The organism is Pantoea sp. Ae19-2 (genome assembly GCF_059801205.1).
In genome coordinates this window covers 1,170,526-1,182,665 of record NZ_JBCHWE010000001.1, presented here as the reverse complement: position 1 = coordinate 1,182,665, position 12,140 = coordinate 1,170,526, and the positions used below count along the sequence as shown (strand labels likewise).

Below are 12,140 nucleotides of genomic sequence, written 5' to 3'. Positions count from 1 at the left end.
GACTGCACAACAAATGGGAAACTTTATAACACCATCTGGAAAGCAATTTTCACGTCAGATCGTCACGGGATTGTCATGTGTCATTAACGCTTTGCGGCCAAAATACCGGGCCATCATTCGCCCTGAAGGTTTTCATCATGTCTGCTGCTGTTCGTTTTGGCATTTATCTGGCGCTGTTTTCTGGCATGGTTTCGACGCCTGTTTTGGGTCAGGATCGGCCCGCTACCACACGGCCTGTCCCGCCGAGGGATCCGGGCTTCACCGACAGCGCGCCTGCGGCAGACGTGCCCGCTTTTATCGACAATATCGCCACGAACCAACGTGGTGATGCCCGGTTTGCGACGCTCGACACCAATGCCGGCGTGCGCGTGGTATCCGGCTTTCTTGCCCTGTGGCGCCCACGCACGCTGAAGGTCGATGCGGGAGTTACCGCGCCGGCCCGTGAGGGTTTTGCAGCCATTACGCCTTCTGACTGTACGGGACTGCCTGACAAAGCCCCCGTATGCGGCACAATCCTTAATTCTCATGTCCTGGCCGCGAATGTTCAGTATGTGGTGACAACGACACGACGCCGCACGGCAGCCCAGGCTGAGGCGGCCTATTACGACGACCGTCGTGGCAAAGGCTACAGCGTCACAGATGGCATGGGGCCACTGACGGGCGCATGGCGCAGTGCGGCCCAGCAGGTCACAACCCTGACACGCATTCCGGCTGATGCCACCACCGTGCTGTACGTGGATAAGGGCAACAATACCGGCGTGGGCAGTCAGGAAGGCAATCGCGACTTCGGTCTGGTGGTGGATTTTCTCAATGAAATGGGCAACAACGCCTCGACCGAACCGGTGAAGCGCTTCTATAAATATGCGCGTCCGTATCGCTGGCGTTCGGCGGTGGAGGTTGTTCCTGCCCTTGTGCCTGCGGAGAATCCACAGCCCGCCACCGACGGCGGATTTATCAGCGGCCACACGGCGGAAGCCGTCAGAGATGCCCTTACCATGGCGTGGCTGGTGCCGGAGCGCTATCAGGAGATGGTCAGCCGCGGTATGGAGCTGGGCGAAAACCGGATCATGGCCGGAATGCACTCGCCTCTGGACGTCATCGGCGGGCGCATGCTGGCGCTGGCGGTGACCACCGCAAATCTAACGGCTTATCATGAGGATGCCAGGCGTGCCTTCACCCAGGCGCATCAGGCATTATGGCAACGCACCGCGACGCAACCGGCCACCTTCTTTGCCTATGCCCATGCCGCGCCGCCGAGCGCCGATCGCTTCGCCGATCCCACCCTTAACCGCCTTCAGGCGCTGCGGCGCATGACCTTTGGTTTCGCCCCCATCGGCCCTCGCCACCGTTCCCCCGTGGTGCCCAAAGGGGCCGAGATTTTGCTGGAAACCCGGTTTCCCTATCTGAGCGCCCTGCAACGGCGCGTGGTATTAAAAACTACCGCATTGGCCTCAGGCTACCCGATCATGGACGATGCTGAGGGCTGGGGACGCCTGAACATTGTGGCCGCCGCCGACGGATATGGTCAGTTTACCGGCAACGTTAAAGTAGCAATGGACGCCGCTAAAGGCGGTTTTAATCAGTCCGACAGCTGGCGGAATGCGATCGACGGTCAGGGAAAGCTGACCTTACAGGGTTCAGGTACCCTGAGGCTGACTGGCGCGAACCGCTACAGCGGCGGTACGGAGGTTCAGGGTGGCGTTCTGGAAGCCGGTTCAGCCCGCGCCTTTGGCGTGGGTGATCTCTATGTGGGCAATCAGGGCCGCGTGCGCATTGCTGCCCTGTCGCCGGTACAGGTGAAAAGCTACACGGCGCTGCCCGAAGCCAGTCTTGAACTGGATATTGATGGTCAGGGCGGTGGCCGTCTCATCGTGAACGGGCCTTTAGTGGCGGGGGGGACGCTGCTGGTGAAGTTTGTCAAAGGCTATCGTCCCGAAGCGGGCGATCTGATCCCGTTGATGCAGGCAGGCTCACTTGCGGCGCACTTTAGTCGCATCGTTGTCGAAGGCTATCAGGCTCGACCTGTCAGCAGCGCGACACGACTCAGTATTAAGCTGCTCTGAACCTGATAAGCCCTGGCAAGGCGCGCGCAGGGAATGAGGTTGTCAGATTCCTGCGCGCTTAACCAAAAGTCAGACGCCGAACTCCATCGGGTTATGCTTGCTAATCAGTGAGCGCAGCGGCACGCTGCTTTTCATGACGGGTGATTTAATCACGATATAGCTGAAGTACTTATCGATACCAATTTGCGCATCCAGCATCTTCTCAATCACATCCTGATAATGCTCAATGCTGCGGGTAATAAAGCGCAACAGGTAATCGTAGCCGCCGGTAATCAAGTGGCACTCCATCAGTTCATCAACTTCACGCATCGCAGCTTCGAACTTCATAAAGTCTTCGCGACGATGTCCGTTCAGGGTGACTTCGGTAAACACGGTGACGGAATCGGTAATTTTGGTGATATTAACGTGCGCTTCGTAGCCGGTAATAAAGCCGGCCTGCTCCAGCCGTTTTACCCGCTGCAGGCAGGGACTCGGGGACAACCCCACTGCATCGGCGAGATTGACGTTGCTGATACGGCCATCTTTTTGGAGTTGCACCAGAATATTGATATCGATGCGGTCGAGTTTCATTAAGCCGTTCATAGCACCCCTCATTGTTTACAGCTGTACTGGATGTTCGCTCCTACCCGGCGATAATCTGCGTACACGAGCGTAAAGCGCACTTTTAGCAATACTTAAAATACGCCACTTTAAAATAACAAGTACGCCACTTTTTTGTAACACAAAAAATTCCCGGCCTGTCACGCTTTGCAAAAAATGCGCCAGCGTTGACCCCGGCTGCGCGCACGCTGGCGGCACTGCCGGGATGATGCCTTTCCAATGAGAGAGAGCGGCTATCCTAAGCGTCCGGTCGCACGCGCCAGCGCAATATCAAAGATATGCAGCGCTTCTTCGAGTTGCGAATCGGTGGTCACTAACGGTGCAAGGAAGCGGATGGTGTTGCGATGCAAACCACATTTGATCAGCAGCAGGCCTTCCTGACAGGCGCTGTCGAGGATCTTTTGTGTCAGCGCGCTGTCGGGTTTATGGGTATCCACATCCAGAATTTCTACTGCCTGCATAAAGCCCACGCCGCGTACATCGCCGATGCAGGCATATTTATCCGCAAGCTGGCGCAGACGCTGGTTTAACTGCTCGCCCAACTGGCAGGAACGCGCCAGCAGGTTTTCCTGCTCAAAGATATCCAGTACAGCCAGTGCCGCCGCACAGGCCAGCGCATTACCACCATAGGTGCCGCCCAACCCGCCCGGGGCCGGACTGTCCATGATCTCGGCTTTGCCCACCACGCCGGAAATCGGCAAGCCACCGGCCAGGCTCTTCGCCGTGGTGATCATGTCGGGTTTGATGCCGAGTTGCTGGAAGGCAAACATGGTACCGGTACGGCCAAAGCCGCTCTGAATTTCATCACAGATCAGCATAATGCCGTGCTGGGTAGTAATACGACGCAGCGCCTGCATAAATGCCGGGCCTGCAGGTAAGAAGCCGCCATCGCCCTGAACGGGTTCAATGATAATCGCGGCAACGCGCTCCGGCAGAATCTGCACAGAAAACAGCTGATCAAGTGCCTTCAGACAGTCGGCCTCAGTCACTCCGTGCAACGGATTCGGGAACGGCAGGCGATAAACATCCCCCGGGAACGGACCAAAATTCTGTTTGTATGGCGCAGACATGCCCGTCAGCGTCACGCCAAGCAGGGTACGTCCGTGGAAAGCCCCGTCAAACGCAATGATGCCCGGCCGTTGCGTATAAGAACGGGCGATTTTCACCGCGTTCTCTACCGCTTCTGCACCGCTGGTGAAAAACACGCTTTTATAGTGCTCGTCACCGCCCACCAGCTTATTCAGGCGCTGGGCCAGCTCAATGTATCCCGGATAGGCCGCCACCTGAAAACAGGCATGGGACACCATGCCCAGTTGGCGGGTGACGGCGTTAACCACGGCCGGATGGTTGTGGCCTACGTTAAGGACGCCAATACCGCCCACAAAATCCAGATAGCGGTTGCCTTCCACATCCCATACTTCGCTGCCTTTGGCTCGCTCAATCACCAGCGGATGAGCGGTAATAATGCCACGCGGCACATTGTGATCTCGGACATCCAGCAACTGGCTGTTGTCCGCATAGGTTTGCTGCTCTGCCAGGACATTCTGCATTTTTATACCTCATCCACGTCGTGTTCGGTTGGCTTAAGTATCGCAATCTGTTGGTCAATGACGCTGCCGTAATTCCGTCAGCCGCGGCATTTCGTGTCAAAATCCCACGGATTTCAGCCGGGAAATGTTGCCCCTGTTGCATAACAGGCCAGCGTGACAAAGGCCTGGATTCCGTAGGGTATGAGCGCGTCGTTAAAATCATAGGCGGCGTGATGGAGCGGCTTGCTGGGTGCCGATCCTATCCACAAATAAGCGCCAGGCTTTGCCTGTAACATAAAAGCAAAATCTTCTGAGGTCAGCGCAGGCTGAGGGGCCAGCCGGGCTGTCATGCCTGCCGCCTGCAAGGCCGCGAGGGCCTGACTTGCCTCAGACTCGCTGTTGATGGTGGCCGGGTAATAACGCGAATAATTCACCTCGGCGTCCAATCCATGCGCCGCCGCGATGTGCCCGGCCATGTGCCGCAGACGTGATTCGATGATGTCCTGTGCCGCCGGGTTGAACGTGCGTACCGTGCCGGTGATATTGGCTTCCGCAGGGATCATATTGTGAGAAAATCCGCCCTGCATGCGCGTCACGGTCAGCAACGCCGGTTCGCAGGGATCAAGCGCCCGGGGCACCAGGGTGTTTAACTGCACCACCAGTTCACTGAGGGCAAGCAGCGTATCGTGCGTGAGATGAGGCTGTGCGGCATGGCCGCCAGGCCCTTTCAGGGTGATATCAAATCGGTCTGCCGCGGCCATGATGGCACCGGGGCGAGTCTGAATTTCACCCAAGGGTAATTCAGGCCAGTTATGCAGGGCAAACACCGCATCGCAGGGGAAGCGCTGGAACAGACCGTCGTCAATCATGGCCTTCGCGCCCGCCAGGCCCTCTTCTGCTGGCTGAAAAATAAAGCAGACCGTGCCGGTAAACTCGACCTCGCGCGCCAGCTTTGCTGCCGCGCCAAGCAGCATAATGGTGTGGCCATCGTGACCGCAGGCGTGGCTGCAGTTCGGCGTCTGGCTGGTCCAGGGCACCTCGCCGTTGTCCTGCATGGGCAGCGCATCCATATCAGCCCGCAGTCCAATCATGCGTGAACCGCTGCCTTTTTTCAGTACGCCCACCACGCCCGTTTTACCGATGCCGCGATGCACCTCAATGCCGAGATCCTCTAAAAACCGCGCGACAATATCGCTGGTCCGCGCTTCATGAAAGCCCAGCTCCGGATGACGGTGCAGATCACGGCGCAATGCCACTAAAGGGTCCATTTCAATATCCTCGTGAACGATCAACGACGCCGACCAGCGGCTCGCCGCGCTGAAAGCGACGCAGGTTAGCCAGAAGCGCCTTAATCGCGCTGTCATTCTGCGTCTGGCTGGCGATGTGGGGCGTCAACCACACAGCCGGGTGCGTCCAAAATGCGTGACCGGCAGGCAAAGGTTCGGGATCGGTGACATCGATCACCGCAGCCCGTAACTGGCCGCTGTCGAGCGCATCCAACAGGTCCTGATGATTTAGCTGAGGGCCGCGTCCCACCTGAACCAGTGCGGCTCCCGCAGGCAACTGGCCGAACAGCCCGGCATTCAGGCGTCCCTGGGTGCTGGACGTTAGCGGCAGCAGGCACACCAGAATATCGCTGCGCGCCAGAAAGTCGGACAGCTGATCGTCACCATGCCAGCACGGCACGCCCGCAATATGGTGCGGCGTACGGCTCCAGCCGCCGCAGTCAAATCCCATCGACTGAAGCTGCGCCAGCGCCGCGCGGCCCAGTTCACCCAGGCCCATAATGCCGATGCGACGCTGACTGGCGGGCATCGCCAGATGCGCCTGCCACTGCTGGTGGCGTTGCTGCTGGAAATAGCGTGGCATGTCGCGATGCAGCCCCAGCACCGCAAAGGTGACGTATTCCACCATGCCCTGCGTCAGGCCAGGTTCAATCGTTCTGACCAGCGGGATGTGGCCAGGCAGCGTGGACAGATCAAACTGCTCAGCCCCTGCGCCCACAGAAAACAGGATTTTCAGATTGGGAAAACAGGCCGCAAGATCCTCCGGCGGCAACCAGGCGACCAGTGCATCAACCTGAGCCGCATCACCGGTTTCCGGCCAGAGATGTAAGTGGATATCGGGCGCCTGTTCAGCCAGCCAGCGCTGCCAGTAAAGGCCGCGCTGGGGTTCAGATTTATAGACAACGTGCATCAGGCCATGGCCTGCGTGGTCAGACCAAACGCCTGCATACCTTGCGCTACCCAGACCTCACCGCGCACCATCGTGACGGGCGCATCAACATTCGTGAGGCCCAGGCTCTCCAGCCAGGGAGCCAGCGGTAAAGCCGCATCCGTATCCATGCGCAAATACTCGCCCTTCATGCCCTGCATCAGCGCAGCCGTCAGGGCCTGCGCAACCGGAAAATCTTCTGCAATAACGGGGCCAATGACCCAGCCACGGCCAAAGCGGCGCAGGCTGGCAAAGCCCTTAAGGCGTTGCTCATCATCCTGCAATATCACGGTCTGATTGTCGGTAATCAGATGCGCCACCAGCGACGGGCGGAAAAGCCCGTGGGCGGCCTGGTCCATGTTTACCAGCGCATCCCGGTCGTCAAGGGTGGCGCTGCGCAACGTCAACCCAGCCGGGATCGCGACCCTGGGCAGCGTCGTCAGGGATGGCGTCTGGTACTGAAGGATCTTACCGCAGGCAACGAAGCCGAGCTTTTCATACAGGCCTTTCCCCATCTCGGTGGCGTGCAGACGCACATTGTAGCCAGGAACTTTCTCTAACAAGGCCAGCATCAGCTGCTTGCCCAGCCCGCGCCCCTGATGTGAGTTTGCGACAATGACCAGACCGATGGTGGCGGCTTTGTCGCCCCAGCGCCAGAGAATCGCGCTGCCAATCACTTCACCCTGATCTTCAATCACCACGCCTTCGCCAAGCTCAATGCCGATCGCCCAGTCTTCATGGCGGTGCGGCCAGTTTAGCGCCTGGCTCATCGCATAAACCTGCGGAATGTCTTCGGTCGTCATGCTACGAATATCAAATGTCATTTTGCTTTCCTTACATCATGCCAGGTGCATCAAGTTCGCTGCCGTCAATAAAACGGCTGTAACGATAAGGGGTGGGATCCACCACCGGCGTCGCGTCCGTCGCCAGTTCAGCGGCGAGGCGGCCCGCGCCGGGGCCAATACCAAAACCGTGTGCGCTGAACCCCGCCGACAGCACCAGGCCAGGCAGTTTTGCCACCGTTGAAATAACCGGAATGGCATCCGGCGTACTGTCAATCATTCCCCCCCAGGCCTGGGCGACTTTGAGATTCGCCAGGGCAGGAAATTCGCGGCGCATGGCGGCCAGTCCGCTTTCCACGACCCAGGCATCGGCAGCCGGATCCAGAATACGCATCCGTTCGAAAGGCGAAACGGCATCCAGATCCCAGCGCCCCAACGCCTCAGGCCCGTGAAAAAACGGCTTCACCCCCAGATTCAGGGTAAGATTTTTACGGCGGCTTTTGAACGTGGGATAAAACTGACGCAGATATCGCAAGCCCTGAGCACCGGGCTCCAGCCGTCCACGGCCCGATACGGAAACGGTATAGCTGCCATCCAGCTGCGGCCGACAGGCGAAGCTTTCGGTATAAAAAGGAACGGCAATGGCCTGCTCGATGGGCTGAGTCCGAAAGGCGGTGCCAATCACATTCCCCAGCGGCAGATCGACGCCGTGCCGACGGCAAAACATCGAGGTCCATGCACCCGCTGCGCAGATCACGCGGGGGGCTTTGACGACTCCCCGTTCGGTTATCACGCCGCTGACGCGTCCTGCTGAAATATCCAGCCCGCGCACCGCACATTGCTGAAACACCAGCGCCCCTTTTTTCTGTGCGCCAATCACTATACCTGGCGCGGCCAGTCTGGGCTCTGCTGCACCGTCGGTGGGGGCCGAAACGCCGCCCAGCCAGTTTGTAGTGCTGCCCGGCGTCAGGGCTTTCGCCTGCTGCGCATTTAATATGTCGCTGCGTACGCCGTACTGTTTGGCCATCTGGCCCCATGTATCCCAGGCGGCGATGTCCGCTTCACTGCGGGTGGCGTAAACCAGTCCGCTGCGGCGAAAACCCAGCTCTTCACCGGTTTCCACACTGAGTTCTTCCCAGCCTCGTAAGGCTTCAATCACCAGCGGCAGTTCACGTTCATCGCGATTCTGCTGACGGCACCAGCCCCAGTTGCGACTGGATTGTTCAGCCCCGACCAGGCCCTTCTCAATCAGCACCACCTTCAGGCCCTGCTTTGCCAGATACCAGGTGGCAGCGGCACCGGCGATACCGGCACCAATCACCACCACATCAGCGGCATCCGGGAAGTCCGGGCTGTCCTGTACATAACGAATCGGTGCAGGCATGACGTCACAACCTCGTCGTGTATTGGGGCAGAATGACCCTGGTTCAGCTGCCCCAAAATGAGTTTTGCTTGCCAAAATGGCGGTGCCGGTTATTCGGCTTTCAGAATCTCTTCATGCTCGTCCAGCCAGCCCTGACGTAGCTCAGGAACCGCACGTTTCAGGCGTTCGAAATAGAGCTCACTGGTCGGTTGATCGTAGTTACCGCGTGCCAGCTGGGTCACGATAGCACCATTGCGCATCACAACGATCTCGTCACACACGGCACGCACGGCGTGCATATCGTGGCTGATAAACATTACCGACAATCCCAGCTCACGGCGCAGTTCACTGATCAGATCCAGCACCGCCGAGGCCACTACGGTATCGAGCGCCGAGGTCACCTCATCACAGAGAATGACATCCGGTTCTGCCGCCAGGGCACGTGCCAGATTCACACGCTGCTTTTGCCCACCGGACAACGACCAGGGACGGCGCGAGAGTACCGTGCGCGGCAACTTCACCAGATCCAGAAGTTGATACAGCCGGTTCTGCCGGGCGATGCCGCTCAGACCATGAAACAGCGTCAGGGGACGAGACAGAATCCGCTCCACACTGTGCGCCGGATTGAGCGCCGTATCCGCCATCTGGAAAACATACTGAATACGGCGCAGCTCGTTATCCGTGCGCTTTTGCATCTGATCGGCCACCGTGTAGCCATTAAACAAGATTTGCCCCTGGCAGGCCGGATTGAGGCCAGCGATAGCGTGAGCCAGGGTGGTTTTGCCCGAGCCGGATTCACCAATAATGCCGATGGCCTGACCTTTCCAGAGCGTCAGATTGATGTTTTCCAGAATGCGCACTTTGGGTAAGCCATCGCTGCCTTTCGGGCCGTAACCGGCAGACAGATCGCGCACTTCCAGTAGCGGCAGTTCACCGGCTTTCGCCGGGCACCAGTGGCTGGGGCGCTCTTTCTGCTGAGCCGCATCCATCAACAGGCGCGTATAGTCCGCTTGCGGCGCGCCAATCAGGTGCGCAGTGGTGCCGTACTCAGCGATTTTACCTTGCAGCAGAACAAGGATGCGATCGGCCATTTGTGCCACCACGGCCAGGTCATGACTGACATAAATTGCCGTTACGCCGCGCTGTTTGACCACCCGACGAAAGGCTTTCAACACTTCAACCTGGGTGGTGACATCCAGCGCCGTCGTGGGTTCATCCAGAATCACCACGTCCGGATCGCTGATCAGCGCCATCGCCGTCATCAAACGCTGTAACTGCCCGCCCGAGACCTGATGGGGGAAGCGATCGCCAATCGTATCCGGGTTGGGTAACGCCAGCTCACGAAACAACGCCAGCGCTTTGGCCTTCGCCGCCTTGCGCGTCATGGTGCCGTGAATCACGACCGGTTCAATGACCTGATCGATAATTTTCATGCCGGGGTTAAAAGAGGCAGCCGCACTCTGGGCAATGTAGGCGACTTTGTTGCCGCGAAAAACGCGCAACTGTGCGGGGGTAAGATTCATGATGTTGGTCCCCGCAACATGAATATTGCCCTCGGCTATTTTACATCCGTGGCGTGCATAGCCCATGAGCGCCATCGCAATGGTGGTTTTACCCGAGCCGGATTCGCCAATCAGCGCCAGCACTTCGCCCTTTTGCACCGTGAAGCGAATATCGGACACGATATCCAGTTCATCCCCGTTGTCGTTATGCGCCGTTACGCGCAGGTTATCGACAGATATCACAGGCATTGCCGTATGTTGCGTCACGTTCATGCCCCCTCCTTTGCCAGCGTCAACGGACGCATGCTTTGCAAGCTGTCAATAAACAGGTTAACGGCGATGGTCAGGCTGGCAATGGCCACCGCGGGCATCAACACGGCCGGTGAACCATCAAACAGCCCCTGAATATTTTCACGCACTAATGTTCCCCAGTCGGCATAAGGTGGCTGAACGCCCAGGCCAAGGAAGCTCAGCCCGCTCAGCAGTAAAACGATATACACAAAACGCAGGCCAAAATCGGCCAGGACCGGGTGCACCATATTGGGCAGAATATCGTGGATGGCGATGTACCAGCGGCTTTCTCCCCGCAGTCGGGAGGCGCGGACATAATCCATATTGCGCAAGTTGCTGGCCAGGGCAAAGGCGATACGAAATGCGCCAGGCCAGTAGGTGAATACCGCGGTAATCAGCAGCATCGGCAACGAAGATCCGAACACTGCCACGATCATCAGCGCCAGGATTTTCCCCGGTAACACCAGCATGGCGTCGTTGATACGGCCCAGCAGCTCTTCCAGCCAGCGTCCGGTCACCGCCGCTAACAGCGCCAGCAGGGTGCCAATCAGGCTGGCCAGCACCGCAGCACCCAGCGCCAGGCCAAGGGAAAATTTCGCCCCGTACATAATGCGGCTGAGCATATCCCGCCCCAGGTAATCCGTACCCAGCAGGTTTTCATGCGTAAATCCCCCCATTAACGGGCCCGCACCAATGTCGTCGAGATTGTGGGGCGCCCACCAGGTGCCGAAGAGCGCGATAATTAGCCAGAACAAGGTCACCACCAGGCCTAACTGGCCCGATAAAGACAGTGACTGAAAAATGCGCCAGGGAAGCAATATTTTCATCAGCTCCTCCATTTCGGGTTAAAGGCGATAGTCAGGATATCGGCCGCCAGCAGCAGAAGCAGATAGCAGCTGGCAAACAGCATCACACAGAGTTGAACTACCGGCAGATCGCGGTTGCTGACCGCATCGACCATCTGACTGGCCAGGCCGGGATAGCTGAAGATGGTTTCGATAATGATGACCCCACCAAACAGGTAAGAAAGACTGAGGGAAATGGCGTTAGCGATAGGGCCAACGGCATTCGGTAAGGCATGACGGAGCACCGCCCGCATCGGGGAAACGCCTTTCAGCAAGGCCATTTCCAGATAAGGGCTGTCGAGCTGGTTAATAATGGCCGCGCGGGTCATGCGCGCCATTTGTGCCACCAGGCCGCAGCATAACGTCATCACCGGCAGCGCATAGGCTTTAAGGTAGCTGGCGAAGTCCATATTGGGGCTGCCCAGCGACATGGCCGAAACCCAGTGCAGCTTCACTGCAAAAATCAGGACCGCGACGGTTGCAACCAGAAACTCCGGTACCGCAACCGTTGCCATGGTGCCAATCACCAGGGCACGATCGAGTTTTGAGCCACGATTCATGGCCGCCGCGATGCCAATAATCAGCGCCAGCGGGACACAAATCGCCGTGGTGGTGGCAGCCAGTTCAAAGGTGGCAGGCAAGCGCTGCGCCACCAGCTGTGCTACCGGCAGATGACTGGCAAATGAGGTGCCAAAATTCCCTGTCAGCATACCGCCAAGCCAGGTGAAATAGCGCACCAGCAGGGGCTGATCTAAGCCTAACTGCTGGCGCAGGGCCGCCACGGTTTCCGGCGTGGCGTTTTGCCCCAGGATCATTTGCGCCGCATCGCCCGGCAGCAGGCTGGTGATAAAAAACACCACCGCCGAGACGATAAGCAAGGTCAGGATGCCAGCGCCAATGCGCCGGGCAATCAGGAACATCATGTATCGGTTCATCGGCGAACTCCTTCTT

Annotated in this window: 10 protein-coding genes; 1 reads left to right on the top strand and 9 read right to left on the bottom strand. The window is 58.4% G+C overall.

Features of this window, described 5'->3' with window-relative positions; all coding sequences use genetic code 11:
• The first annotated feature begins 137 nt into the window (after positions 1–137).
• Complete coding sequence (locus AAIE03_RS05405) at positions 138–2,063, top strand: phosphatase PAP2 family protein (protein WP_042676558.1); 1,926 nt, start codon at positions 138–140, stop codon at positions 2,061–2,063.
• A gap of 69 nt (positions 2,064–2,132) precedes the next feature.
• On the opposite strand, the gene AAIE03_RS05400 is transcribed toward AAIE03_RS05405, so the two are convergent.
• From AAIE03_RS05400 to AAIE03_RS05360, 9 genes are all read right to left on the bottom strand, one after another.
• Complete coding sequence (locus tag AAIE03_RS05400) at positions 2,133–2,645, bottom strand: Lrp/AsnC family transcriptional regulator (RefSeq protein WP_014605506.1); 513 nt, start codon at positions 2,643–2,645, stop codon at positions 2,133–2,135.
• Positions 2,646–2,896: 251 nt separating this feature from the next.
• Positions 2,897–4,213 carry a 4-aminobutyrate--2-oxoglutarate transaminase gene (gene gabT / locus AAIE03_RS05395; protein WP_013026283.1) on the bottom strand — a complete coding sequence of 439 codons (1,317 nt, stop codon included), beginning with the start codon at positions 4,211–4,213 and terminating at the stop codon, positions 2,897–2,899.
• Between the two features lie 113 nt (positions 4,214–4,326).
• Positions 4,327–5,460: a M20 aminoacylase family protein gene (locus tag AAIE03_RS05390; RefSeq protein ID WP_498562854.1), complete on the bottom strand. Its 1,134-nt coding sequence runs from the start codon at positions 5,458–5,460 to the stop codon at positions 4,327–4,329.
• A 1-nt stretch (position 5,461) separates the two neighbouring features.
• Complete coding sequence (locus AAIE03_RS05385; protein ID WP_498562853.1) at positions 5,462–6,388, bottom strand: 2-hydroxyacid dehydrogenase; 927 nt, start codon at positions 6,386–6,388, stop codon at positions 5,462–5,464.
• A complete protein-coding gene (locus tag AAIE03_RS05380) occupies positions 6,388–7,230 on the bottom strand; it encodes a GNAT family N-acetyltransferase (protein ID WP_014594017.1) in 843 nt (280 codons plus the stop codon). The genes AAIE03_RS05385 and AAIE03_RS05380 overlap by 1 nt, the downstream gene beginning before the upstream one ends.
• Before the next feature lie 10 nt (positions 7,231–7,240).
• Positions 7,241–8,572: an NAD(P)/FAD-dependent oxidoreductase gene (locus tag AAIE03_RS05375; protein ID WP_498562852.1), complete on the bottom strand. Its 1,332-nt coding sequence runs from the start codon at positions 8,570–8,572 to the stop codon at positions 7,241–7,243.
• An 89-nt stretch (positions 8,573–8,661) separates the two neighbouring features.
• Positions 8,662–10,326, bottom strand: coding sequence for an ABC transporter ATP-binding protein (locus AAIE03_RS05370; protein ID WP_013026288.1), 1,665 nt, complete (start codon positions 10,324–10,326; stop codon positions 8,662–8,664).
• Positions 10,323–11,171, bottom strand: coding sequence for an ABC transporter permease (locus AAIE03_RS05365; RefSeq protein WP_014605501.1), 849 nt, complete (start codon positions 11,169–11,171; stop codon positions 10,323–10,325). Before AAIE03_RS05365 ends, AAIE03_RS05370 begins: the two co-directional genes overlap by 4 nt.
• Positions 11,171–12,124 (bottom strand): ABC transporter permease, encoded by a 954-nt coding sequence (locus AAIE03_RS05360; RefSeq protein WP_014594019.1) that lies wholly within the window; start codon positions 12,122–12,124, stop codon positions 11,171–11,173. The genes AAIE03_RS05365 and AAIE03_RS05360 overlap by 1 nt, the downstream gene beginning before the upstream one ends.
• Positions 12,125–12,140: the final 16 nt, after the last annotated feature.